The sequence below is a fragment of the Ruegeria sp. BE10 genome (assembly GCF_056538905.1).
Genome location: NZ_JBQFTX010000006.1, coordinates 229,299 through 254,343 on the forward strand (window position 1 = coordinate 229,299; position 25,045 = coordinate 254,343).

At 58.4% G+C, this 25,045-nt stretch carries 27 protein-coding genes and 1 tRNA gene; 15 read left to right on the plus strand and 13 right to left on the minus strand.

Annotated features, from left to right (window positions below; translation table 11 throughout):
* The first annotated feature begins 86 nt into the window (after positions 1–86).
* The 8 genes from iolG to iolB all read left to right on the plus strand — a co-directional run bounded on the left by iolG (position 87) and on the right by iolB (position 9,070).
* Positions 87–1,100: an inositol 2-dehydrogenase gene (gene iolG / locus ACR0M2_RS15135; RefSeq protein WP_480705806.1), complete on the plus strand. Its 1,014-nt coding sequence runs from the start codon at positions 87–89 to the stop codon at positions 1,098–1,100.
* A gap of 125 nt (positions 1,101–1,225) precedes the next feature.
* Positions 1,226–2,167 (plus strand): sugar ABC transporter substrate-binding protein, encoded by a 942-nt coding sequence (locus ACR0M2_RS15140; RefSeq protein WP_170350497.1) that lies wholly within the window; start codon positions 1,226–1,228, stop codon positions 2,165–2,167.
* Positions 2,168–2,247: 80 nt separating this feature from the next.
* Positions 2,248–3,372: an ABC transporter permease gene (locus ACR0M2_RS15145; protein WP_170350495.1), complete on the plus strand. Its 1,125-nt coding sequence runs from the start codon at positions 2,248–2,250 to the stop codon at positions 3,370–3,372.
* Between the two features lies 1 nt (position 3,373).
* Entirely contained in the window at positions 3,374–4,192 is an 819-nt protein-coding gene (locus tag ACR0M2_RS15150; protein ID WP_170350493.1) for an ATP-binding cassette domain-containing protein, read from the plus strand.
* Positions 4,193–4,279: 87 nt separating this feature from the next.
* The gene (gene iolD, locus ACR0M2_RS15155; RefSeq protein ID WP_170350491.1) at positions 4,280–6,112 is read left to right on the plus strand and encodes a 3D-(3,5/4)-trihydroxycyclohexane-1,2-dione acylhydrolase (decyclizing); all 1,833 of its coding nucleotides are present in this window, start codon (positions 4,280–4,282) and stop codon (positions 6,110–6,112) included.
* The gene (iolE, locus tag ACR0M2_RS15160; protein WP_480705809.1) at positions 6,109–7,008 is read left to right on the plus strand and encodes a myo-inosose-2 dehydratase; all 900 of its coding nucleotides are present in this window, start codon (positions 6,109–6,111) and stop codon (positions 7,006–7,008) included. Before iolD ends, iolE begins: the two co-directional genes overlap by 4 nt.
* Positions 7,009–7,057: 49 nt before the next feature.
* Positions 7,058–8,239, plus strand: a complete 1,182-nt coding sequence (locus ACR0M2_RS15165; RefSeq protein ID WP_480705811.1) for a phytanoyl-CoA dioxygenase family protein — start codon at positions 7,058–7,060, stop codon at positions 8,237–8,239.
* Between the two features lie 24 nt (positions 8,240–8,263).
* Complete coding sequence (gene iolB / locus ACR0M2_RS15170; RefSeq protein WP_480705813.1) at positions 8,264–9,070, plus strand: 5-deoxy-glucuronate isomerase; 807 nt, start codon at positions 8,264–8,266, stop codon at positions 9,068–9,070.
* Between the two features lie 11 nt (positions 9,071–9,081).
* Here iolB and ACR0M2_RS15175 read toward each other — a convergent pair whose 3' ends face one another.
* The 5 genes from ACR0M2_RS15175 to iolC form a co-directional block, all read right to left on the minus strand.
* The gene (locus tag ACR0M2_RS15175; protein WP_480705815.1) at positions 9,082–9,588 is read right to left on the minus strand and encodes a hypothetical protein; all 507 of its coding nucleotides are present in this window, start codon (positions 9,586–9,588) and stop codon (positions 9,082–9,084) included.
* Between the two features lie 5 nt (positions 9,589–9,593).
* A complete protein-coding gene (locus tag ACR0M2_RS15180) occupies positions 9,594–9,887 on the minus strand; it encodes a hypothetical protein (protein ID WP_480705817.1) in 294 nt (97 codons plus the stop codon).
* 73 nt (positions 9,888–9,960) lie between these two features.
* Positions 9,961–10,800 (minus strand): class II fructose-bisphosphate aldolase, encoded by an 840-nt coding sequence (locus ACR0M2_RS15185; protein WP_480705818.1) that lies wholly within the window; start codon positions 10,798–10,800, stop codon positions 9,961–9,963.
* Positions 10,797–11,633: a 5-deoxy-glucuronate isomerase gene (locus ACR0M2_RS15190; RefSeq protein ID WP_480705820.1), complete on the minus strand. Its 837-nt coding sequence runs from the start codon at positions 11,631–11,633 to the stop codon at positions 10,797–10,799. The genes ACR0M2_RS15185 and ACR0M2_RS15190 overlap by 4 nt, the downstream gene beginning before the upstream one ends.
* A 9-nt stretch (positions 11,634–11,642) precedes the next feature.
* Entirely contained in the window at positions 11,643–12,623 is a 981-nt protein-coding gene (iolC, locus tag ACR0M2_RS15195) for a 5-dehydro-2-deoxygluconokinase (RefSeq protein ID WP_170377601.1), read from the minus strand.
* 112 nt (positions 12,624–12,735) lie between these two features.
* Here iolC and ACR0M2_RS15200 point away from each other — a divergent pair, with 112 nt between their 5' ends.
* Positions 12,736–13,839 (plus strand): Gfo/Idh/MocA family protein, encoded by a 1,104-nt coding sequence (locus tag ACR0M2_RS15200; protein ID WP_170533427.1) that lies wholly within the window; start codon positions 12,736–12,738, stop codon positions 13,837–13,839.
* A 36-nt stretch (positions 13,840–13,875) separates the two neighbouring features.
* Positions 13,876–15,009, plus strand: a complete 1,134-nt coding sequence (locus ACR0M2_RS15205; protein WP_170361577.1) for a Gfo/Idh/MocA family protein — start codon at positions 13,876–13,878, stop codon at positions 15,007–15,009.
* On the opposite strand, the gene ACR0M2_RS15210 is transcribed toward ACR0M2_RS15205, so the two are convergent.
* Both ACR0M2_RS15210 and ACR0M2_RS15215 read right to left on the minus strand, forming a co-directional pair.
* Positions 15,010–16,008, minus strand: a complete 999-nt coding sequence (locus ACR0M2_RS15210; protein WP_170350473.1) for a LacI family DNA-binding transcriptional regulator — start codon at positions 16,006–16,008, stop codon at positions 15,010–15,012.
* A gap of 145 nt (positions 16,009–16,153) precedes the next feature.
* Positions 16,154–16,229, minus strand: a tRNA-Val gene (locus tag ACR0M2_RS15215).
* A gap of 217 nt (positions 16,230–16,446) precedes the next feature.
* On the opposite strand from ACR0M2_RS15215, the gene modA reads away from it, so the two are divergent.
* Genes modA through modC form a run of 3 tightly spaced genes read left to right on the plus strand, consistent with a single transcriptional unit; the run spans position 16,447 to position 19,016 of the window.
* Positions 16,447–17,226 carry a molybdate ABC transporter substrate-binding protein gene (gene modA / locus ACR0M2_RS15220; protein WP_170551414.1) on the plus strand — a complete coding sequence of 260 codons (780 nt, stop codon included), beginning with the start codon at positions 16,447–16,449 and terminating at the stop codon, positions 17,224–17,226.
* 3 nt (positions 17,227–17,229) lie between these two features.
* A complete protein-coding gene (gene modB / locus ACR0M2_RS15225; RefSeq protein ID WP_170350469.1) occupies positions 17,230–17,922 on the plus strand; it encodes a molybdate ABC transporter permease subunit in 693 nt (230 codons plus the stop codon).
* Positions 17,919–19,016 carry a molybdenum ABC transporter ATP-binding protein gene (gene modC / locus ACR0M2_RS15230; RefSeq protein ID WP_170506829.1) on the plus strand — a complete coding sequence of 366 codons (1,098 nt, stop codon included), beginning with the start codon at positions 17,919–17,921 and terminating at the stop codon, positions 19,014–19,016. The genes modB and modC overlap by 4 nt, the downstream gene beginning before the upstream one ends.
* Here modC and ACR0M2_RS15235 read toward each other — a convergent pair.
* Positions 19,013–19,927, minus strand: a complete 915-nt coding sequence (locus tag ACR0M2_RS15235) for a Hint domain-containing protein (protein ID WP_480705823.1) — start codon at positions 19,925–19,927, stop codon at positions 19,013–19,015. The two genes, modC and ACR0M2_RS15235, sit on opposite strands and share 4 nt — an antisense overlap.
* 1 nt (position 19,928) lies before the next feature.
* Positions 19,929–20,441: a toxin-activating lysine-acyltransferase gene (locus ACR0M2_RS15240; protein ID WP_480705825.1), complete on the minus strand. Its 513-nt coding sequence runs from the start codon at positions 20,439–20,441 to the stop codon at positions 19,929–19,931.
* Between the two features lie 191 nt (positions 20,442–20,632).
* Between ACR0M2_RS15240 and ACR0M2_RS15245 the strand changes: the two genes are divergently transcribed.
* Entirely contained in the window at positions 20,633–21,046 is a 414-nt protein-coding gene (locus tag ACR0M2_RS15245; RefSeq protein ID WP_170361589.1) for a hypothetical protein, read from the plus strand.
* 7 nt (positions 21,047–21,053) lie between these two features.
* Here the strand turns inward: ACR0M2_RS15245 and hemF are convergent, their stop codons facing one another.
* From hemF to clpS, 4 genes are read right to left on the minus strand one after another with little or no spacing between them, the layout of a single operon-like run.
* The gene (hemF, locus tag ACR0M2_RS15250; protein ID WP_170377575.1) at positions 21,054–21,938 is read right to left on the minus strand and encodes an oxygen-dependent coproporphyrinogen oxidase; all 885 of its coding nucleotides are present in this window, start codon (positions 21,936–21,938) and stop codon (positions 21,054–21,056) included.
* Positions 21,939–21,943: 5 nt separating this feature from the next.
* Positions 21,944–22,744, minus strand: a complete 801-nt coding sequence (locus ACR0M2_RS15255; RefSeq protein ID WP_170350457.1) for an SDR family NAD(P)-dependent oxidoreductase — start codon at positions 22,742–22,744, stop codon at positions 21,944–21,946.
* A 37-nt stretch (positions 22,745–22,781) separates the two neighbouring features.
* Positions 22,782–23,747: a class I SAM-dependent methyltransferase gene (locus tag ACR0M2_RS15260; protein ID WP_480705827.1), complete on the minus strand. Its 966-nt coding sequence runs from the start codon at positions 23,745–23,747 to the stop codon at positions 22,782–22,784.
* 27 nt (positions 23,748–23,774) lie between these two features.
* Positions 23,775–24,119, minus strand: a complete 345-nt coding sequence (gene clpS / locus ACR0M2_RS15265) for an ATP-dependent Clp protease adapter ClpS (protein ID WP_170350453.1) — start codon at positions 24,117–24,119, stop codon at positions 23,775–23,777.
* Positions 24,120–24,212: 93 nt separating this feature from the next.
* Between clpS and ACR0M2_RS15270 the strand changes: the two genes are divergently transcribed.
* Positions 24,213–24,914, plus strand: coding sequence for an HAD family hydrolase (locus ACR0M2_RS15270; RefSeq protein ID WP_170361593.1), 702 nt, complete (start codon positions 24,213–24,215; stop codon positions 24,912–24,914).
* Positions 24,915–25,045: the final 131 nt, after the last annotated feature.

Below are 25,045 nucleotides of genomic sequence, written 5' to 3' on the forward strand. Positions count from 1 at the left end.
ATCGTACCAAGTAAGTTGAAAAATATCTTGCAACCGGTTGCAAAGAAAATCATGGTATCCTCGAAATAAAGAATCGGGAGGCCTGCATGCTCAGAATCGGATTGCTTGGTGCCGGACGCATTGGTCGCGTACATGCACAGGCCATCGCAGCGCATTCGCAAAGTCAGCTGTGCGCTGTCTCTGACGCGATTTCCGATGCGGCTGAAAGCCTTGCCACTGAACAGGGGGCAACCGCGCGCGACTCGATGGAGATCATCGCAGACCCGTCGATTGATGCCGTCCTGATCGCGACGCCGACTGACACCCATTCTGACCTGATCGAGGCCGCTACACGGGCGGGCAAGGCGGTTCTGTGTGAAAAACCCGTCGATCTCACCCTTGAACGGGCACTTGCCTGCCAGGCCGTTGCGGCGGAAACCGGCCAACCGGTGATGGTTGGGTTCAATCGCCGGTTCGATCCCAGTTTTTCGGCTCTGAAATCCGCAGCCGATCAGGGTGAAATTGGCGCGCCCGAGTTGTTGTCGATTACCTCTTTCGATCCGGCCCCTCCGCCCGTCAGCTATATCAAGGTCTCGGGCGGTCTGTTCCGGGACATGATGATCCATGATTTCGACATGGCGAACTATCTGATGGGGCAGTTGCCGGTGCAGATTTCGGCCTTCGGCACCTCGATTGTCGATCCCGAAATAGGACGGGCGGGCGACGTGGATACAGCTGTTGTAACAATGACTTATGCAAGCGGTCAGATTGCGGTGATCAAGAATTCGCGGCGTGCTGTCTACGGTTATGACCAGCGGATCGAAATGCTTGGGTCGGGCGGGCTGTTGCAGGCCCATAACATTCTGGAAAACGCGGTAGTCAAGTCAACAGCCGACGGCATCACTGGGGCGAAACCGACCTATTTTTTCCTGGAACGCTATATGCCTGCCTACCGCGCAGAATGGGATGCGTTTGTGCAGGCAGTGCAGTCCGGTTCGTCAATGCCAGTGACGCTGGAAGACGGGGTTGCTGCCCTGGCCATGGCCGAAGCTGCGAACCGTTCGGCCCAATCAGGGCAGCCTGTTGCAATGGCCGATGTTTTGAAACCGGTTGCAAAATGAGCGGATATCCGGAAACTGGGGAAAGCTCCGCCAGATTCCCGGAGCGGAGGAGATTCGGCCGGTCCGAATAACTGGGGCTGCTGCCCCGGCAATAAAGACAAACTGTTTTTATGGGAGGAAACCAAATGAATAAGTTCGTAAAAAGCGCCCTGGCTGCCAGCGCGCTGGCGCTGGTCACCGCTACCGGCGTTGCGGCTGAGGGTGAGAAATACATTCTGGTCAGCCACGCCCCTGACAGCGACAGCTGGTGGAACACAATCAAAAATGGCATCGCCCTGGCGGGCGAACAGATGGGTGTCGAGGTTGAATACCGCAACCCGCCCACAGGTGACCTGGCTGACATGGCACGGATCATCGACCAGGCAGCAGCGTCTGGCCCCAATGGCATCATTACCACGCTGGCCGACCCGGACATTCTGGAAGGTCCAATCAAGGCAGCGGTGGATTCCGGCATCGACGTGATCATCATGAACACTGGCACGCCCGAAAAGGCGCGTGAAGTTGGCGCTTTGATGTATGTGGGGCAGCCTGAATATGATGCGGGTCTGGCTGCCGGTCAGCGGGCCAAGGCGGACGGGATCGGGTCCTTCTTGTGTGTGAACCACTATATCGTTCAACCCTCAAGCCAAGAGCGGTGCCAAGGTTTTGCCGATGGTCTGGGTGTGGAACTGGGCGAGCAGATGATCGACGCCGGTCAGGACCCCGCTGAAATCAAGAACCGGGTTCTGGCCTATCTTTCCGCCAACCCTGAAACCGACGCTGTTCTGACGCTTGGTCCGACATCGGCGGACCCGACCATTCTGGCGCTGCAGGAAAATGGAATGGCTGGTGACATTTATTTCGGCACGTTCGATCTGGGCGGTGAAATCGTCAAAGGCATCAAGGACGGCACCATCCAGTGGGGTATCGACCAGCAGCCCTTCCTGCAGGCCTATCTGCCGGTTGTGGTTCTGGCCAATTACCACCGCTATGGCGTCCTGCCGGGCAACAACATCAACTCTGGTCCGGGCTTCGTGACGGCGGACGGCCTGACAAAAATCGAAGAGTTCGCGGGCGAATACCGCTGATTTAACAATACGGTGGGCGCAAAAGGACTGCGCCCGCCGCTCACTCCAACACTCGGAAACCCGCGCGAGGGAGGACCACAATGTCTGAGACAGTTCAATCCACGGCAGGCGGTGACGAACGGATCAAAGAGATCTCGCCACTGCGTCGCGCCCTGATCCGCCCCGAATTGGGCGGCATGGTCGGGACAGTTGCTGTTTTCACCTTTTTCCTGCTTTTTGCTTTTGACAGCGGCATGTTCAATAGTCAGGGCATCATGAACTGGTCCATTGTCTCGGCGCAATTCATGATCATCGCGGTAGGGGCCTGCCTGCTGATGATCGCGGGTGAATTTGACCTGTCCGTCGGTTCGATGATTGGTTTCGCGGGCATGATGATCGCAATCTTTTCGGTCACGCTTAGCTGGCCGGTCTGGATGGCGATCCTGGTGACATTTGCCCTGTGTGTCTCTATCGGCGCGCTGAACGGCTACATCGTCATACGAACGGGGCTGCCTAGTTTTATCGTCACGCTGGCATTTCTGTTCATCTTGCGCGGTTTCACGATCTACCTGCCGCAAACTATCGAACGCAAAACCATCATTGGCGGCATCAAGGACGTGGCCGAGGGCGATTGGTTGGCGTGGGTGTTTGGCGGCAAGGTGTTTCAAGGCTTCTTTGTCTGGCTGGGCAACAATGGCCTGATCGAAACGTTCTCGCGTGGTACACGTGAAGGGCAGCCGGTCGTCGATGGAATTCCCATGTTGCTGATCTGGGCAATCGGGCTGATCATCTTTGGCCATGTGCTGTTGACCAAGACTAAATTCGGGAACTGGATTTTTGCTGCCGGTGGTGACGCCGAAGCGGCCCGGAACTCAGGCGTGCCGGTGAATCGGGTCAAGGTGCTGATGTTCATGTTCACTGCCTTTTGCGCCACGGTTTTCGCCACCTGTCAGGTGATGGAGTTTGGTTCGGCCGGTGCGGATCGCGGATTGCTGAAAGAGTTCGAGGCGATCATCGCCGTGGTCATTGGCGGCGCATTGCTAACCGGTGGCTATGGCTCGGTCCTTGGGGCGGCGTTGGGCGCGTTGATCTTTGGCGTCGTGCAGCAGGGTCTGTTCTTTGCCGGTGTCGAAAGCTCTTTATTCCGGGTGTTCCTGGGTGTCATCCTTCTGGGTGCTGTGATCCTGAACACTTACATCCGTCGCATCATCACAGGAGAACGCTGAGATGACCGAAGACACCAAGTTCCACCACGGCGACGCGCAGGCCAAGAAACCGATTATTCGGATGGTCGACATTCAAAAGCATTTCGGTTCGGTGATTGCGCTGGCCGGTGTCAGCTTTGATCTGTGTTCCGGCGAATGCCACTGTTTGCTGGGCGACAATGGCGCGGGCAAGTCGACCTTCATCAAGACCATGTCGGGCGTACACAAGCCCACCGCCGGCGAGATCTTCTTTGAAGATAAGCCGATGCATTTCGAAGATCCGCGTGATGCGATTGCAGCGGGAATTGCCACCGTACACCAGCATCTGGCGATGATCCCACTAATGAGCGTCAGCCGGAACTTCTTTATGGGGAATGAACCAACGCGCAAAGTCGCGGGGATCAATTTCTTCGACAAGAAACTGGCCGATGAAATCACTATGGAAGAGATGCGAAAAATGGGCATCAACTTGCGTGGTCCCGATCAGGCCGTGGGTACCTTGTCGGGCGGTGAACGTCAGACGGTGGCCATTGCTCGGGCGGTTCATTTCGGCGCCAAGATTCTGATCCTGGACGAACCGACCTCGGCCCTTGGTGTACGCCAGACCTCGAACGTGTTGGCGACCATCGACAAGGTGCGCAGTCAAGGCGTAGGCGTTGTTTTCATCAGCCACAACGTGCGCCACGCGCTGGCTGTGGGCGACCGCTTTACCGTGTTGAATCGGGGCAAGACGCTGGGCACTGCACGGCGCGGGGAAATCACGCCAGAAGAGTTGCAGGACCTGATGGCAGGCGGTCAGGAACTGGCCGAACTGGAAGGGTCCTTGGGCGGAACGGTTTAACCCCGTTCCCCCATTTTGGGCCCGCGGCCCGACATCAAACAAAATTGCAGGCTTGGCCAAATCGGCCTTGTGTTGAAAGGGATCACAATGGGCAAAACAGTCCGACTGACCGCAGCGCAAGCTTTGGTGCGCTATCTGGGTGCGCAGATGAACGAGGCCGGAGAGCCGTTCATCGCTGGTGTCTGGGCCATTTTCGGCCACGGCAATGTGGCAGGTCTGGGTGAGGCGCTGCACGCTGTCAAAGACACCCTTCCCACCTATCGCGGCCATAACGAGCAGACCATGGCGCATTGCGCGATTGCCTATGCCAAGCAGATGCGGCGTACCCGGGCGATGGCAGTGACCTCGTCGATCGGGCCGGGCGCGACCAATATGGTGACAGCGGCCGCGCTGGCGCATGTGAACCGCCTGCCGGTTCTGATCGTCCCCGGTGATGTATTCGCCACGCGTGGACCCGATCCGGTATTGCAACAGATCGAAAGCTTTGGCGACGGCACCGTCAGCGCCAATGACTGTTTCCGCCCGGTCAGCCGCTATTATGACCGTATCTCGCGCCCCGAACATCTGCTGACCGCACTGCCGCGTGCCTTCCGCACAATGACGGACCCGGCCGATTGCGGACCGGCAACATTGGCCTTTTGTCAGGACGTGCAGGCCGAAGCTTATGACTATCCCGAAAGCTTTTTTGAGCCGCGGGTCTGGTACCAGCGCCGTATCCGCCCGGATGAAGGCGAACTGGCCCGTGCCGTCGCGGCCATCAAAGCGGCGAAGCGTCCGGTTATCGTTGCCGGGGGTGGGGTGCATTACTCGGGCGCGACCGATGCACTGCAAAGCTTTGCTGAGACGCACAACGTCCCCGTTGCCGAGACGCAGGCTGGTAAATCGGCACTGGCCTGGGATCACCCTTTGAATCTAGGGCCGGTTGGCGTCACTGGCGGTGAGCCCGCCAATGACGTTTGTGCCGCCGCCGATCTGGTTCTGGCAGTCGGCACGCGGTTGCAGGATTTCACCACAGGTTCATGGGGCCTGTTCTCGAACCCCGAACGTGAGACGATTTGCCTGAACACAGCTGCCTATGACGCCGAAAAACACGGCGCCATGCCACTGCAATCCGACGCGCAAGTCGGGCTGCAAGAGCTGGGCACGGCCTTGCAAGGATACCGTGTCGATCCGGTGGCCGACACGCTGAAGGCTGAATGGTTTGGCAAGGTCGATAAGCTGACCGATGCGCCGGGGGACGGCAACGCTCTGCCGACCGACATGCAGGTGGTGGGTGCGGTTCAACGCGCCTCGCACAACGACACCGTTGTGATGTGTGCGGCGGGCACCATGCCGGGTGAGTTGCACAAGCTGTGGAAAGCGCCGCGCCCGGGTTCGTATCACATGGAATACGGGTTCAGCTGTATGGGCTATGAAATCGCTGGTGCCATGGGGATCAAGATGGCTCAACCGGAACGTGATGTGATCTGCTTTACCGGCGACGGCACCTATATGATGGCGAATTCGGAAATGGCGACGGCAGCGATGATGGGAATTTCGTTTACGGTCGTCATCACCGACAATCGCGGGTTTGGCTGTATCAACCGGCTGCAGATGGGCACGGGCGGGGCTGAGTTTAACAACCTGCTGGATCATGCGGTGCACGAAACGCCATCTGCCATCGACTTTGCTGCCCATGCGGCGGCGATGGGGGCGACTTCGGTTAAGGTCAGCTCGATTGCCGAGCTTGAGGAGGCGCTGGCTAAACGCGGCGAGATCAAGGGGCCGAATGTGGTGGTTATCGACACTGATCCGTACCCCTCGACCGAACATGGCGGAACATGGTGGGAAGTGGCCGTTCCCGAGGTCAGCATCCGCCCCGAAGTGAATGAAAAACGGGCGGCCTACGAGGTTGCTATCAAGGAAAGAAACACGAAATGAGCGTAAAAATCGGAATCTCTCCGATCGCCTGGCAGAATGATGACCTGCCGGACATTACTGCGGCCTTCACCATGGAGCAGGCGCTGAAAGAGGCGCGTGAGATCGGCTATACAGGCGTCGAACGGGGCCAGCGAATGCCCAGCGATACCGAAGGTTTGCGCGCCTATCTCGACGGCAACGACATTGCGCTGTGCGGTGGCTGGTGCTCGGGCGCGTCGCTGGTCAATGACTTTGCAACTGAACGCGACGCTGTGCGCGCGCAGGTCGAGCAATTCGTGGCCCTGAACAGTCCGTGCATCGTTTACGCCGAGTGTTCGAACACCGTGCAGGGGCAGATTGGAACGCCGGTCAACCACCGCCCCAAACTGGCGAAAGATGAGGTGATGGCCTACGCGGCTAAGATCACCGATCTGGCCAAGTGGATGGGCGATCAGGGCATGACGATGGCCTATCACCATCACATGGGCACGATCATCGAAACCGAAGATGAGGTGAACTGGCTGATGGAGGGGGCGGGCCCCGAGGTGAAGCTGTGCTTTGACACCGGCCACCTGCTGTTTGGCGGCGGCGATGTGCTGGCCACCCTGAACCGCTGGGGCGACCGGGTGCATCATGTGCATTTCAAGGATATCCGGCCCGCCGTGGTGCAGGACACGCGCGAAAACAACCGCAGTTTTCTGGATGCCGTTATCGCCGGGGCTTTTACCGTGCCCAGCGACGGCTGCATTGATTTCCAGGCGATTGCAAACGCGCTGAAGGCGATGGACTACGACGGCTGGATCGTGGTCGAGGCGGAACAGGACCCAGCCAAGGCGCCACCTTATGAATACTCCAAGACGGGTTACGAACACATTGTGGACGTGTGCGGAAAGGCAGGGTTGAAGATCAAGGCGTAACACGCCGCCCAAGAGTGCAACACCAAAAGCCATGAGAAAGGAAAAAGTCATGGTAAATCAATGCCTTGGATATGTCGGCTATTTCGACCGGGAATCCTGTGATCTGGATGAGTTTAAGGTGTTGACCTCGCAAAGCCTTTTGGCCGATGCGGTGCCCCTTGCCGCGTCGGTTGAAAAGAACATTCCTGTCTATGACATGCAGGCGTTGCGCCCGGCATTGGAACGTCCCGATACACGCCGGGCAGTGCTGGCGGAATGGGCTTGGGTGCTGGACAAATCCGCTGGCGTGATCGCCCTCAAGGGGGCGTATGCGGATACTTCTATCATCGACCGCGCCACCGAAATCTTCCGAGAGCTTATCGACGAGGAACGCCAAAGCGGGGCGGGTGAGGGCGATCACTTTGCAGCCTCGGGCGCCAATGACCGGATCTGGAACGCATTGCAAAAGCAATGCCTGCGCGACCCCGAAGGCTTTGCGCTGTATTTCGGCAATACCGCGATTGCAGCGGCGTGCGAGGCTTGGCTGGGTCCGAATTATCAGGTCACCGCTCAGGTCAATCAGGTGCGTCCCGGTGGTAAGGCGCAGCAGGCGCATCGGGATTACCACCTTGGGTTTCAAAGCGCGGACAGTGCCGCCCAATATCCGGCCCATGCCCATCTTGTGACTGCGTCGCTGACGTTACAGGGGGCGATTGCCCATTGTGATATGCCATTGGAAAGTGGGCCGACAAAGCTGTTGCCGTTCTCACAGCTTTACCCATCAGGATATCTGGCGTTTCACGAGACCGCCCATCAGGATCATTTCGAAGACAATTATGTTCAACTGCCACTGGCAAAAGGTGATGCGGTGTTTTTCAACCCGGCGCTGTTTCATGCGGCGGGTGAAAACAGCAGCGCCGACATTCACAGGATGGCCAACCTGTTGCAAATCTCATCCGCGTTCGGGCGTGCGATGGAGGCGGTGGATCGCCGCGCCATGGCGCTGAAGGTTTTCCCGTCTCTCGTTGCCCTGAAACAGCGCGGCGAGCTGGCAGGAGCAGAACTGGACGCCGCCATCGCCGCCACAGCGGAAGGCTACCCGTTTCCGACAAATCTGGACACGGACCCTCCTATCGGAGGCAACGCGCCGGAAAGTCAGGCCGATATCCTGCGAAGGGCCGTGGTCGAGGGTTGGACCGAAACAATTCTGGCCGAGGCGCTATCCGCCCTGCACACTAGGCAAGCTGCCTGAAGCAAGAACATCAAGGAGGCTAAAATGGCAGACCTGCTTAAGAAACCCTTCGGTACCCATGGCAAGGTCCATGACATCACCCCGGCCAGTGCGAGTTGGCAGTATGTCGGGTTCGGCCTCTATCATCTGCGCGCAGGGGATAAGGCGGCTGAGGCCACTGGTGAGCGCGAGGTCATTTTGGTCATGGTCGAGGGCAAGGCGCAGATCACTGGTGGCGGCCAGGATTGGGGTGTTCTGGGAGACCGGATGAATGTCTTTGAGAAGACCCCGCCGCACTGCCTGTATCTGCCAAACGGAGCTGAGTGGCAGGCCATCGCCGAAACCGATTGCGTCATCGCCGTCTGCACCGCTCCGGGAAAAGGTGGGCACGCGGCGCGGCGGATCGGGCCCGACGGCATCACTCTGACCGAACGCGGCAAAGGGGTGAACACGCGTTATATTAACAACATCGCTATGGAGGCCGAAGACTATGCCGACAGTCTGCTGGTGACCGAGGTGTTTACGCCGAACGGGCACTGGTCATCTTATCCCAGCCACCGACATGACGAAGATGATTACCCGCGGATCACCTATTTGGAAGAGACCTACTACCATCGCCTGAACCCGGCCAACGGCTTTGGCATTCAGCGGGTCTATACCGATGACGGTCAATTGGATGAGACGATGGCAGTCTCAGACGGCGACGTCGTGACCGTCCCGCGCGGCCATCACCCGTGCGGCGCACCTTATGGGTTTGAGATGTACTATCTGAACGTCATGGCCGGACCTTTACGCAAGTGGCGTTTTGTACCCGCTCCCGAAGTTGAATGGATCATGGAGCGCGACGGGTAGGTCCGATCGGTCTACGTGGCGCGCTTTGAGTTACGTTTGCTTTGCGGAAATAAGGGTTTGAGGACCAGCTTCAGTGGCTTTTTGAACACGTCCACAACGAAAAAGAAAACCGGTCTCGACGCGCGGATCATGGACCGGGCATAGGCGTTGGCTTCCTCTTCTTGCTCGGCCACCTGTCCACCCTCACTGTGCCCAAGAACGTGATGGCCGACCTCGTGGTAAAAGGTGACTTCATTGTTGAGTGTTTCAATCCAACTAATCAAACCTTTGAGTTGGATTGTTGGTTGGGTCAGCACAATGCCAGAGAAGAACAGGTTGTACCTGCCCAGATAGTCTAGCTCAGGCCGCTCGGCGATAACGTCGATACGGGTTACGTCCTTCAACGACAATCCTTTGGTATTGCTCCAACGCAGAAGGTTACGATTGACGTGACGCGAATTTGCGACGTCATCGGCAATGAATACTGGAACGGTTTCGGCCAAATAGGCTGAAGGTGCATCTTCCAGCCGTTTTGCCAAAAGGTTCAGCGTTCTGCGATGAACTGGATGCAGTTTGATCGGTCCCGCCGCATGACTTCCTGCCGGAACGCGTCGCCGTCCATCTCGCTTAGCAGCGCCAACAGGATACCAAAGTACTTTGGTAAAGGACCCGGAGGATTGTTTTTCCAGGCATTGGAGTTGAGTTTTTTCTTTATGACCGGGACGGCCTCTTCCTGATCAGAGAGTAATGCCCGCCATGCATCCCTAACAGTTTCTATGTGGTCAGTTGAAATGCCCCGCAAGAGCTTATTGAGGAAGCGTTCGGCGTTTCGTTGCATACCTCACGAATAACAGGATTATTCCTGGAGTGTAAAATCCTCTTTTTAAAGCAATAAGTTAGATGTTCTGGTATTAGCTTTGCGGCGGCGCTCCGAAGGCCCGGATCACGAGCCGTGCGGCGGCTTCGACCGGGTCGTGGGTTTCTTTTAGAATGGTGACGCGGTCGAACCTTTCGGGGTCGCTGTTTACGGCTTCGCGCAGGGCGGCGCCAAAGGCCATGCGCAGCTCGGTCCCGATATTGAATTTGCAGATCGAGGTCTCGCGGGCCAGGCGGGTGCGCTGTTCAACCGGCACGCCGGAACCACCATGAATGACCAAGGGCACGTTGGTCACGGCGTCGATCTGGTGGATGCGGTCTTCGTCTAGGCCGCCTTCCTTGTTCTGCTGCAGATGGACGTTACCGACAGAAATCGCCATCGCATCCACACCGCTTTCACGTGCGAACTGCGCGGCCTCGGCCGGGTCGGTACCATTTGACCCTTCGCCACCGGAATAGCCGACAAAGCCGATCTCACCTTCGCATGAAATCCCCGCCGCGTGGGCCATTTCGGCAATCGCGGCCGTCTCGTCGATATTCTGCCGCAGTGGCTTGCGCGACCCGTCGAACATCAGCGATGTAAACCCGCTGTCCAGCGCGATTTTGCAGTCCTCATACGTATAGCCGTGGTCCAGATGCGCGACGACGGGGACCGAAGCGTTTTCGGCCAGATGGCGGAACATCTTGCCCAGCACAGGCAGCGGCGTGTGTTCGCGGCAGCTGGGCCCCGCTTGCAGGATTACCGGCGCGTTTTCAGCCTCGGCCGCGGCCACATAGGCGCGCATGTCTTCCCAGCCCAGCGTAACCAGGCCACCCACGGCATAACCTTGTTCATAAGCAGGGGACAGAACGTCTTTCAGCGTGACAAGGGTCATTTGAACTTTGCAATCATGTCTTTGATGCCCGGAATAGTCTCGATCTGGTAGGCATGGGTTGGTTGGAAGTACTGCACCAGAGACCTCTGGCTGAGACCGCCGAGAATGGTGAAATAGTACATCTCATACCCTGGCAGCACGCAGCAGGGGTGATAGCCCTTGTCGATGCAAATCGTGGACCCGTCGACGATGTGATAAGCATCGCCGGGCTCGTTATCTTCGCGTTGCAACATCTGCAGGCCCGAGCCCCAATTGGGCTTGAAGCGGAAGTTATAGGTCTCGTCATGGCGCGACTCTTCCGGCAGGCGGTTGGTGTCGTGCTTGTGACTGGGGAATCCGGACCAACCGCCTTGACCCACGGTGAACAGCTCACTGACCAACAGACGACCGACCTTGTCGTGCTGTTTCTGACCAAGGATGTGCTTGATCTTGCGATGGGTTTTGGTGTCATCGCTGCCGTATTGCACAAGGTCATGCTCGCGCACGTCGAACGGGTCCAGTACCTTGTCGTATTTGGCCCCGGCGATGAATATTTCGGCCTGGTCCGAGACGCAGACCATCTGAGCCTTGGCGCCGACGGGGACATAGACGCCCTCGGGCTCGCCATCCCAGACGTCTTCACCCCGGTTGCCGAGCTTGGGGAACTGTACGCCTTCAACGTCGACATCCACGCTGCCGGTGGCGGGGGCGATGCAGGTTTCATACCCCGGCACCTGGTATTCGAACACCTCACCTTTTTTCAGTTTGACGATGTTGAAATAGTTCAAAGGCACCGTAGGGTCGTCGGCATCGACGATGGGTTTGTTCTGATTGTCATAGGGCGCGATATGCATTGGGGTCTCCTATGTGGTCGGGCCGGGATGGGCGGAAAGGAATGCGTCCAGCTCGGGTGTTGTGGGCATGGCGGGGGCGCAACCGGGTTGCGAAACCACGATTGATGCGCAAGCTGAGCCGCGCATCACGGCGTCTTTCAGTGAGTGCCCCGCCGCGATCGAGGCCAGCAGGCCAGCCATAAAACTGTCGCCCGCGCCGTTGGGTTTAACGGCGGTGACGGGGTATATGCCGGTGGCAATTTCCTGACCGTCTACCAGCGTCACGGCACCTTTCTCGCCCATCTTGTAGATGACGATCCGGCCGGGTTTTTCGGCCAGTTCCTTGGCTTTTGCGAACCCTTTTTCGATACCGCCAGCCATGAAGCCGAATTCTTCGTCATTGCCGACGATCAGGTCGCTGGCGTCTCCCGCGCGCGACAGCACACCCGCGGCAACCTCAGCCGAAGGCCAGCTGTAGGGGCGATAGTCGATGTCGAAGATGATCGGCAGACCAGCCGCGCGGGCATTGTCAAAAGCTCGGAACGTGGCGCTGCGCGAGGGTTCGGCGGCAAAGACGGTTCCAGCCGAAATCACAGCAGAGAAAGCCGAGAAATCAACCCTGTCCATATCTTCGTCGGTGACCTGAAAATCGACTGCGCCATTGCGATAGATGACGTTCTGGAAATTCTCGATTCGGCTTTCATAGACGGCCAGCGACATGCGGTATTCACCGCCCAGAACGCGGATATAGGATGTGTCCACGCCGTAATCGCGCAGCTTGTTCAGGCAGAACCGCCCCACCGCATCATCCGAGACTGATGTGATCAGAGATGCCTGACTGCCCAGCTTGACCAGACCGGCGCAGATATTTGCGGAAGACCCGCCCAGATCGGCGTGAAAGGTATCAGCATCTTCGCTTTTGACACCGATGGGATCTGCGTACAGGTCCATGCCTGCACGCCCCAATACGGCAAAGCGGTTACCTTTGATACCGTCTATCAAAGCGCTCACGTCATGTCCTCCGGCGAAGTGGGGTCGGCAAAGTTTGGACCTTGCGTTGAATCGATTCACACGATACTCATTTTGCAACCGGTTGCAAATAGTATGTTCGGAGCCGTGACAGATGCCTGAAATCGGAATTGGAATTGTGGGTGGCGGCTATATGGGCAAGGCTCATTCCGTCGCGATGTCAGCAGTAGGTGCGGTGTTCAACACCGCATTGCGTCCGCGTCTGGAAATGATCTGTGCCTCAAGCCCTGAAAGTGCCGAACGCTATCGGGCGGCCTATGGATTCAAGCGCGCGACTGGGGATTGGCAGGCGCTGGTCAAGGACCCGGCGGTCGAGGCCGTGGTCATCGCCTCGCCTCAGGAAACCCACCGTCAGATTGCCGAGGCGGCCTTTGCATTGGGCAAGCCGGTTCTGTGCGAAAAACCCCTTGGCGCGTCGATGGCTGATGGAGATGCCATGGTTGCCGCAGCCGAGGCGGCTGGTGTCACAAACATGGTCGGTTTCAACTACGTCCGCACGCCTGCCACTCAATTTGCACGGAAACTGATTGCCGACGGTGAATTGGGCGAGGTCACCTGGTTTCGGGGTGAACATACCGAGGATTTCTACGCCGACCCCGATGCCCCGGCCACGTGGCGCACAACGGGTATGGCCAACGGAACCATTGGCGATTTAGCGCCTCATATGGTCAATGGGGCGCTGGCCTTGATGGGGCCGATTGCCGAAGTGATGGCCGAGGTTGAAACCGTCCACGAAACCCGTCCCGGCGGAAAAGTCACCAATGACGACCATGCTCAGATCATGTGCCGGTTCGAAAATGGCGCGATGGGCAATATCTATGTCAGCCGTATCTCAACCGGGCGTAAAATGGGCTATGCGTATGAGATTTCGGGCACCAAAGGCGCGCTGCGTTTCGATCAGGAAGACCAAAACGCCCTGTGGTTCTATCGTCGCGAAGGCCCCGAGGCGCATCGCGGTTTCACAAAGATCCTGACCGGTCCTGCTCATCCGGATTACGAACCCTTCTGTCAGGGCCCAGGCCATGGCACTGGATATCAGGATCAGATTATCATTGAGGCCAAGGATTTCCTTGAAGCCATTCATGCCGGCCAACCGATCTGGCCCACCTTCCGAGACGGGCATGAGGTCAACCGGGTGCTGGCTGCAGCGCTGGCCTCGTCCGAGCGGCGGCAATGGCAAAACATAAGCGATTTCTGATCGCGCAACCGTAAAACCTGAAGAGAGACAAGAACCATGGCAAAGCTGAGATGGGGCATGATCGGTGGTGGCGAAGGCAGCCAGATTGGGCCTGCGCACCGTTTGGGAGCGCTGGCGGACGGGATGTTCGAACTCGCCGCGGGCGCGCTGGATCACCGCCCCGATGTGGGTCGGGAATATGCGCAACGGCTGGGTGTTGCTGCGGACCGCGCCTATGGCGATTGGCAGGAAATGCTGGCGGGTGAAAAAGGGCGCGAGGACCGGATTGATCTGGTGACAATTGCCACGCCAAACTCAACCCATTTCGAGATTGCCAAGGCGTTTCTTGAAGCCGGATTCAATGTGCTGTGCGAAAAGCCGATGACCATGACCGTGGAAGAGGGCGAAGAGATTGTCCGCGTGGCCGAGGCTTCGGGCAAGATCTGTGCAGTGAATTATTGCTATTCCGCCTATCCGATGGTGCGGCAGGCCCGTGCAATGGTGCGGGCTGGCGACATTGGGAAAGTGCGACTAGTGGTGACCAATTTCAGCCACGGCCACCACGGAGACGCCACCGATGCCGACAACCCGCGCGTCCGTTGGCGGTATGATCCGGCCATGGCGGGGGTGTCCGGCCAATTCGCCGATTGCGGTATCCACGCGCTGCATATGGCCAGTTTCATCTGCGATGACGAGGTCAAAACACTGTCCGCCGATATGGCCTCGACCATCCCAAGCCGGGAACTGGAGGACGATGCCATGGTGAATTTCCGAATGGAGGGCGGCACAGTCGGCCGCCTGTGGACTTCATCCGTGGCAATCGGGCGGCAGCACGGGTTCGACATTCAGGTGTTTGGCGAAACCGGGGGAGTGCGATGGCACTCGGAACAGCCCAACCAGCTGATTTATACACCCGTGGGGGGGCGTACTCAGATCATTGAAAAGGGTGAGGGTGGATTGCATGATGAGGTGCAGCGCCTGTCCCGCGTGGCGATTGCGCATCCCGAAGGGTTCCCCCTGGCCGTTGCCAATATCTATTGCGATCTGGCCGATGCGATCCGCGGAGAAACCCGTGACGGCCTGCCCGGCGCTTCAGACGGCGTCCGCTCGATTGCTGCCGTCCACGCGGCAGTCGCATCAGGCAAAGAAGACGGCGCGTGGAAAGATGCGCGCCCGCCGATGTTCCGATAATCAGGGGCGGGGCCGCAATGTGCCCCGCTCGATCACCCGGCAAGGGAAAATCCGCGCTTCGGGATAGCGTTTGGGATCTTTCAGCATCTCTTCAACCAGATCGACGGACGAGGTGATGATCTGCTTGATCGGCTGATGAATGGTGGTCAGGTCAATGTTCTCCCAACGCGACATTTCCATGTCGTTCAGGCCGATGATGCCGATATCTTCGCCGGGTTTCAGCCCGTGGTCGCGCAGGGCGGACAGCGCCCCAACCGACAGAATGTCGTCACCGCAAAAATACCCATCAGCCGGGGCACCTGCCAGCAGTCGCAACATCTCGGCACGTCCAGCCTCGAACGAATAGGCCCCCGCGAATGAGTGGGACACATCAAGCTCGGGGTGCTTTTCGACCTCTTCCATAAAGCCGCGATATCGATCCATGGCCGAGGTCGCATCTTTTGGCCCCCCCAGATACCCCACACGCCGATACCCGCGCGCCAGCAATTCCCGCGCCGCCATGCGCCCGCATTCGACGTTGTCGATTCCGACCACATGCACTTCGGGCGACGTGGCTGAGCGGCCAAACGTATGCACCACCGGCACGCCAGCATCATGGAACGCCTTGGCAAAACTGGGCGGCAGGGTCGATGAGGCGACGATGGCGGCATCCACAGAATACTGCCGCAGCATCCGCACCGAATTGGCCGGTTCAGTCTCGTCCGTCAGGTTGACGATCAGGGGTCGTAGCCCGCGCTCCTGCAGGGCGCGGGTGAACTGGTCGAAAACCTCAAGGAAGATCGGGTTGTGAAAGTTGTTGGAAATTAGCCCGATTAGCTTGGTCCGCCCGGTTGTCAGCGACGATGCCAGCGCATTGGGGCTGTAGCCCAACTCTTTGGCGGCTTTTTCAACCTTGCTGCGGGTCTTTGCCGAAACCGAGGCACCTTCGGTAAAGGTCCGCGACACGGCCGAGCGTGACACACCCGCTAGGGCAGCAACATCTTTCAAGGTGACACTCATGACTGGCGCCCACGGTTAGGGGGGAAGCTGATCAGCAATTTCATGAAACAGATAGTATGCGCCAACAGCTATATTTTGCAATCGGTTGCAAGGCCGAGAGTCAAATAACACCGAGGCCGTGGTATTTGTGGAAGCAGTGGGAGAATGGTGGGTGATGAGAGACTCGAACTCCCGACATCTTCGGTGTAAACGAAGCGCTCTACCAACTGAGCTAATCACCCGTGACGCTGCATGTAGCCAAGCCTGCGCGCGGGTGCAAGAGGGTCCGGCACAATTTCTTTACCTCAATACCGGATAATCCGCCCCAGTGTATCGCAGGCCCCGGTAGTCTTGTTCATTTTCCGCAGGCTGGCCCTGATCGTATGGGAAAGACGCTTGCGTGCCCCCGGTTGCCTCAGATATCTCCGAAGGGACGCAACCTTCCTGACGCGAGAGCATATGATCCTGTCCCTTGCCCGCCGATGCGCAATCGCGGCCCTGGTGCTTGGCACTGTAACGCTGGCACCGCTCCGGGTCAGCGCGGCAGAAGTTTTGGTGTTTGCGGCTGCCAGTCTGAAAACCGCGTTGGATGAGATCGCACCGATATTCGAGCAGCAAACAGGGCATCAGGTGACGGTGTCCTATGCGGCCTCGTCAGTGTTGGCGCGGCAGATTCAGTTGGGCGCGCCCGCAGATGTGTTCATTTTCGCCAATGTGGATTGGATGGATGTTCTGCAGGATCAGGGATTGATCGACGTGGCCTCGCGCGTGGATCTGTTGAGCAATGGGCTGGTTCTGATCGGTGGGTCGGATCAGGCGCAGATCGGGCATATTCAGGGTGACACCGATTTGATTGCAAGGCTGGGCAGCGGGCATCTGGCCATGGCGCTGGTCGATGCGGTGCCTGCGGGTATCTACGGCAAGGCGGCCCTGCAAAACCTGGGGCTGTGGGAGGGCGTGCAACCTCGGATCGCTCAGACTGACAACGTGCGCGCGGCGCTCGCGCTGGTCGCGGCAGGGGCGGCGCCACTGGGGATCGTTTACCAATCCGATGCGCAGGTTGAAGATCGGGTGAAGGTCGTGGCCTCGTTCCCGTCAGAGCTTCACCCGCCGATCATTTACCCCGCTGCCGTAACCACTTCGGCGCGGCCTGAGGCACGGGCGTTTCTGGACCACCTGCAATCGGATACGTCCCAAACCATCTTTACAGAACAGGGTTTTACCCTGCCGGGCAGTTGACACATGGGATGGTTGGGGCCCGCAGAAATTGAAGCGCTGAGATTGTCGCTGCGCGTTTCCTTCTGGGCGACGTTGGTGACATTGCCCTTTGGCATTTTCGTGGCTTATGCGCTGGCGCGCTGGCGGTTTCCAGGTCGTCAATTGCTGAATGGGTTGGTGCATCTGCCGCTGATCCTGCCGCCGGTTGTAACCGGGTATCTGCTGCTGCTGACATTCGGGATTCAGGGGCCGATGGGCAGGCTACTGGGGGAGTTCGGCATCGTGGTCGCCTTCCGCTGGACCGGGGCGGCGCTGGCGGCGGGGATTATGGCCTTTCCATTGATGGTGCGCGCTATTCGTCTGTCGATCGAGGCGGTAGACCCCAAGTTGGAACAGGCCGGAGCGACCTTGGGCGCGTCGCGGCCCTTTGTGTTTGCGACCGTGACCCTGCCGATGATCCTGCCCGGTGTGATCGCCGGAAGTATTCTCGCTTTCGCCAAGGCAATGGGCGAATTTGGCGCCACGATCACCTTTGTCTCAAACATTCCCGGCCAGACACAGACCTTGCCGTCAGCCGTCTATGCCTTCCTGCAGGTGCCCGGCGGTGAGGGGGCAGCGACCCGACTGGTTGTGATTTCAATCATCATTGCCATGGGCGCGCTGCTACTGTCGGAATATATTGGTCGTCGCGCCGCCGCTCGGGTGTCGGGGTCATGAGGCTGTCTGTCCGCCTGCAGCATGACCTGCCCGATATCAAGCTGGACCTCAGCTTTGACGCGCCCTTGGGGGTGACGGTTCTGTTCGGGCGGTCGGGGTCGGGCAAGACCACCGTGGTCAATGCCGTGGCGGGACTTCTGCGGCCCAAAGCCGGGCGTGTTGCCGTTGATGGGTGGGAACTGTTTGATACCGAACAGGACCTCTGGTTACCGCCGCATCGTAGGCGATTAGGTTACATCTTTCAGGAAGGTCGCCTGTTCCCGCATCTGACAGTGCGCCAAAATCTGGCCTATGGTCGCTGGTTCGCACCAAAGCGCGCGCGCCGCGAGAACCCGGACAAGGTGATCGAAATGCTGGGCATTGGGCATCTGCTGGATCGCCGTCCAGCGGGTTTGTCGGGCGGAGAAAAGCAGCGAGTCGCCATTGGGCGTGCGCTATTGGCCAGCCCGCGCCTGATCCTTGCCGACGAGCCGCTGGCCGCGCTGGACGAGGCGCGCAAGGCTGAGATCCTGCCCTATTTCGAACGGCTGCGGGATGAGGTTTCAGTGCCCATTCTGTACGTCACCCATTCCGCGGCCGAGGTCGCACGGCTGGCCACCTCTGTCGTCGCTTTGCAGGATGGCAAAGTGGTGCGGCATGGCCCTGCCTCAGAAGTTATGGCTGACCCGTCCGTGGCTCCGGCCGGGGTTCGCGCTGTGGGCGCGGTGCTGAATGTGCGGGTTCAGGAACATCATGCGGATGGGTTGACCGAGCTGGAGGCCGGCGGTGCACGCCTGTTCTTGCCACGTATCCCGCATCAAGTAGGGGAAGACCTTCGAATCCGTATTCCCGCGCAAGAGGTGATCCTGTCCAGCAAGCGGCCTGATGGATTGTCGGCGTTGAACATGTTGGAAGGGACGGTTGACACCATCCGCGCGGGCGGCGGGCCGGGCGCCATCGTCTCATTGCAAACGTCCGCAGGGCCGATCTTGGCGCGCGTGACCCGCCGTTCTGTCGCGGCTTTGGGGTTGGAACCGGGCAAGTCCTGTTTTGCGGTAATCAAGACCGTTGCCCTGGCTCCGCAGGATGTGGGCGGCAGGCTGACCCCGTCTTAAATCAGCGCGCGCGCTTCGAATTCACGCAGAACCAAACGGGCGGCGCGACCGAAGCCATTCCCATCAGGGGTCGCGGTATCGGGGAATATCGCCGCCAATTCCTGCAATGCCTCGGATGACAGCGTGTACAAGGATTCCTCACCCAGAAACAGGCTTTCAGCCGATGCGCCTTCGGCGGTCAGGATTTCATGTTCGTCCAGCAGAATGTGGAAATACTCGACGGCCGCGTCAGAGGTTTCAATATCGATCCCTGGCCAGGAACACAGATGTTTGGCCGCGACCAGCGCCTCGGGCGTGCCGAACAGCAAATCGACCTTGGGACCGCGGATCAGAACGCGGTGCTGTTGCGACACCAGCAAATCCCGGTTGGGCGTTTTGGGGCCAAGGCTGCCCGCACTGATCCTGACAGGCCGCATGGCGGGATTTTCACGTAATCGCTCGGGTGGCAGTACGCTGCTTTCGATCCATCGGATCGGTTGCGGGCCGTGATCTGCGGTCAGAACCTGATCTCCAACGGATAAGGCCTCGATTAGTTGCGCACCACCCGGGGTTTCGATCAGCGTACCAGCCGTAAAACACACCCCTTCGATGGTGATCGTGATCTCTTGCTGCAGGTCGAAAGGGAACGGCCCAAGAAATGTGCCGAACTCACCAGTCACTTGAATGGTGAAGGTGTCGGTGACGATTTGATTGTCGTCCAGGCTGTCAAAAAAAGTCGGGTCAACTGTATAAGTCCATTCCCCTGTATTTGGGTCGACGCTGGCTGTTCCAAAAGCCGGAGGCGAAGAGATGACCCATGTTTCCGACAAAATGGGGACGTTGCTGTCCAGATCCAGATCGCCCATAGCCTGGTTCGGAGGGTTGCCGGTCACATCGCCGATTATTTCACCCGTAATTGCTATCGAAACCATGTCACGTGCCCTCTGCCGCCAGAACCTGTGCGAACTCCTGCTTACGGTACAGCTGCATATGAATCGCGCCCGTGTCATCACGCGTCCATTCCACGATCCGGTTTTGAGACATATCACTGTCCATGCGGTTCGTACGAACCCTAGGATGGGGGATGCTCTTTTTCAGCATCTCTACAATCTGATTGGTCTGCCCGAACGGGGCGACAAGATCGACGATCCAGAACGACGACCCGCTGGTGAAATCGGCCTCGGTCAACGGAGTTTCCTGAATGGCGTATCGGTGTTCGGCCTCGGGGCTAAGGCCAGCGAAAGTCACAAATCCGCGCGGAAAGCCATTTTGCCGAAAGATGTGATACTGGCCCAACCGGAATGGTGTTTCAAAGGCATAAAGCACCTGCGCCAGACTGCGATCCCTATGCGGTGTTGTCAGCGACGCCAGATAGAACATCGCGCCGAAGTCCGCGTATTTTTCGGGCGGAATGTCGAACCAGTCCTTTGGGAATGCCTTGCTCAACCCGTGCCTCGTGCAAATGACCGACGATCTGAGTTTACCCTCTAACGCCCTGAAATGATACCGTTTCAGTCACAGCGGCTTGTTTCCGTTGCGGAACGGTGAGAATTGCGTTGCATATCGCAAACTTTACTCAACGGGCCTGATCCCTATCATTTCAACCAAAGCCGAATTTTGGTCAGAGGAGATTTACTATGCAATTATTCAAATTATTCAGCATAGGTGTTCTAGTGTTGGTGCCAGCCCTGGCGCAAGCGACCGGGTTTGGGTTTAGGTATGGCTTCAATCCCGGCTTTCGCACGACAGTGACGCCATTGGACAATGGCAACTATCAAGTGGCCACGCATGGCACGTCAAAGGCAATTGCCTATTGGTGCGGTATCGGTGATTTCGCCATCCGCACCCTTGGCCTGCCGACAACGCAGCAGATTTATGTCTCGAGACCTTATGAAAAGCAAACACGGACGGTGGAGTTTTCGCTGACTAAGCCCGAAGGGGGCAGCACAAAAAAGAGTTATTCGATCAGCGTCAGCCGCGTGGGCGAAAGTATGTCGGCATCCGGGGCGCAAAGCCGTTGCTACGATAACTTTATGGATTTCGATTTCTGAGGGTAGATCAGACCCATTTGGCCATCGGCGGCAAGCTCATCAGCACGGCGTCGGGATCGTGGCCGGTTTCCAGCCCGAACTTGGTGCCCCGGTCGTAAACCAGGTTGTATTCGGCATAGAGGCCCCGATGCACAAGCTGAGCGTTCTTGTCGGCATCGTTGAATCCTTGCACGCGGCGCTGTTCGACCAGGGGTAAAAAGGCCGGAAGAAAGGCACGGCCGATATCTTGTGTCAGCGCAAAATCCGCAGCCCAATCGCCGGTGCAGTAATCATCCATGAAGATACCGCCAACCCCGCGGGCGCGTTTGCGGTGCGGGATATAGAAATATTCGTCCGCCCATTCTTTCAGGCGTGGGTAATGACCTGGCCCGTGCGGGTCCAGATGCGCCTTTTGCGTGGCGTGGAAATGGGCCGTGTCCTCGTCATATTCTATGCAAGGGTTCAGGTCGGACCCACCGCCGAACCACCATGCATGTGGGGTCCAGAACATGCGAGTGTTCATATGCACCGCCGGAACATGCGGATTTTGCATATGCGCGACCAGCGAAATGCCCGAGGCCCAAAAGCGCGGGTCTTCGGTCATGCCCGGAATGCCTTTGCGCGCTGCCATCGCCTGCTGCGCGCGCGCGCCAAGTGTCCCGTAGACGGTTGAGATATTGACGCCGACCTTTTCGAACACGCGGCCACCGCGCATCACCGACATCAATCCGCCGCCCGCATCCGTGCCATCTTCGGACTGGCGCGTGGTTTCCTTGATTTCGAAACGTCCAGGTCTGGCGTCCGAAAACGGCCCGGTGTCGTGGCTGTCCTCAAGAGCCTCAAAGGCGGTGACGATTTGGTCCCGCAATTGGCGGAACCATGCAGAAGCGGTGGATTTCTCGGTGTCGAACATATGTGTCAGTGCGCTGGGGCTGCAACGGGGTCCAGCAGGGTGCGGCCGCCGTCAATGGTTAGAATTTGTCCGGTGATGAAACCTGCGGCGTCCGAGGCCAGAAACTGTGCTGTTTCGGTCAGTTCGGTCGGCGCAGCAATGCGGGCCAGCGGAGTGTGTTTTTCTATATCGTCCCGAAAGTCGCGGTTCTCTTTCAGTGTGGAGCGCAATGAGGCGCTCATCACGGATCCCAATGCGATGGAATTTACCCGAATACGGTTGGGGGCCAGCGCGACAGCCAAGGATCGGGTCATCTGATCCAGCGCGGCGGTCGAGACGGAATAGGCCATCAGGTCAGGGTGGGTTCGTCGCGCTGCAATCGAAGACAGGTTGATGATCGAGCCTGCAATGTTTTCCTCGTCATCTCCGGCTTGTTTGATCATGCGTTTGGCGACCAACTGGCTTAACCGCAGGGCGGGCATTAGGTTCTGATTCAGAAGGGTGCGGACTGAATCGTCTTCGGCATCCAGCGGATCAGAAGGGATCACCTGACGGGCGCCGTTGATCAGGATATCCACCTGATCGAAGGCGTCGATTGTGGCCGACAGCAGGTTGGCAATTGTCAGCTTTTCCCGCAGGTCGCCAGCAAAGAAGCGGATATTGCTGTCATCGGCCTGCTCGCCCAGTTCTTCGGCCAGCCGCTTTTCGTCCATGTCGGCGAACATCACATTGGCCCCGGCATCGGCAAAGTGGCGCCCGATGGCCAGGCCGACTCCGTTGGCGCCGCCGGTCACGATTGCGGTTTTGCCTGCTATGGAAAAGGACATGCGCTTCCTCCTGAATTGCGTCGCAGGTTAACTGGGATCACCGCCGAGGGCGAGAGGCATGGAACACCTTGAACCGATTGTCGCCGGTCACTTCTTCGACATGCGCAAATGTGTCGGTCAATGTAGGCTCATAGGGGAGGTGGCGGTTGGCCACCATCCACAATGTGCCATTGCGGGTCAGGTTCTTTGCCGCGGATGTGATAAAGCCTTGCCCCAGCGCCGGATCGGCGTTGCGCGTGGTGTGGAACGGTGGGTTCATCACCACGGTGTCGATGGGTTCGTCGGCACGCCATGTCACCGCATCGGCCCAGTGAAACTGAGCGCGGGGATCAGTCACATTGGTGCGGGCACAGGTCAGCGCAATATGGTCGGCCTCGACCAGGTGCAAGGATTTCAGGCCCGGCGCCTGCAGCAGCCCGGCCGAAAGATACCCCCAACCGGCCCCCAGATCGGCGACCCGAGCGCCCAGCCTGTCCGGCAGCGCAGCCTGCAACAGGGCCGAGGCCGGATCAATGCCGTCTGCCGAGAATACGCCTGGCGCGGTTTTAAAACCGTCCGCGGTCTGATGGGCGGGCGCGGCCCAATCCGCAAAAGCATGCGGATCGGACTGGAACCAGAAGATCTTGCCATGCGCCTTTGAAATCGGCCCCTCAACCGCGACCCGCTTGCGGATGTCCTTCAATAAACTGTCCACACCGTCGGTCTTGGCGCCGTCAACGACAATCACGCCATTCGCGCGGGTGCAGGCCTGCTGCACCATCGACCGGGCCAATGCCTTGGCGCGTGGCAGGATTACGATGGCGTCCTGACAGGGATCTTGCGCCACAGGTACAACCGCGAAGCCCAGTTGGGTGAAATGGTCGTGAAAGGGTTTAAACGGCTGCACCACTTGCGTTTCACGCGGCAAATCAGACAGGTCACTGGCCGATGTTGGCCCCAGTACAGTCAGTGGTTGCGACAAGGTCAGACCGCTTTGCAGCGCAATATCAAGGCGAGGGGACATAAGCGATTCCGTAAGACCGGTCTGGTCTTACTCTTCCCGTTCCATGGTGCATTGCAAGGGGTGCTGGTGCCTGCGGGCGAAATCCATGACCTGGCCCACTTTGGTCTCGGCGATCTCGTGGCTGAACACGCCAACGACGGCCACGCCTTTTTTATGCACCGTCAGCATGATCTCGAACGCCTGCGCGTGGGTCATGCCAAAGAACCGTTCCAGTACATGCACAACGAATTCCATCGGCGTGTAATCGTCATTCAGCAGCAGAACCTTGTACAGCGGCGGACGCTTGGTCTTGGTGCGCGTCTGTACCAGGACAGACGCGTCGGCATCGTCGTCGTCCGACTTGTCAGACATCATCCATTGGTGTTCAAGCATCGCGTTCTACTGTCCGATTCAGGCTTCGGTTTGTCTTTGCGCTTATATAACGTCGAACCAGCCAGAGAAAAGAGCCAGCAGGACGTAATAGCCATGGGCCAAAATCTTACCACAATCGGCTTCGATGCGGATGATACATTGTGGCACAATGAGCGGTTTTTTCAGCTGACGCAGGCTTATTTCGCCGATCTTCTGGCGGATCACGCCGAAAGGGATCACCTGATGGAGCGTCTGCTGGCCGCAGAAAAACGCAATATCCGGCACTATGGATATGGAATCAAAGGTTTCACCCTATCGATGATCGAAACTGCGATTGAGGTGACGGATGACCGGGTTCCCGCCTCGGTCATTCGGCAATTGATAGAAGCCGGGCAAGAGATGCTGGCCCATCCGATCGAGCTGTTGCCCCATGCACGCGCGGCGATTGAAAGCGTGGCGGCGACTCATCAGGTGGTGCTGATCACCAAGGGCGATCTGATTGATCAAGAGAGGAAACTGGCCCAGTCGGGATTGGGTGAGCTATTCGACGGGGTCGAGATTGTGTCCGAGAAAACGCCCCAGACCTATCGGCTCATCTTTGGCCAATACGGTGACGGGCCTGCATCGGCGATGATGGTTGGCAATTCGATGCGCTCGGACGTGGTGGCCCCGATACAGGCCGGGTGCTGGGGCGTGTATGTGCCGCACGGTCTGGTTTGGGAAATCGAACAGGCCGAAACCCCGGCGGATAACCCGCGATACCGCGAGCTTCAGGATTTGGGTCAGCTTGCCAATCTTGTTCAGCGACTCAGCTGATGTGGCCGAATGGTCTCAGTCCTGAAAAATCGACGCCCAGCGTCGGCAAATTCTGGTCATATTCATGGATTTGGTGGTGACAAGGGTGCGCATGACCACATGTGGTGTGTCCGTGGCAAGCTCAAGAAACC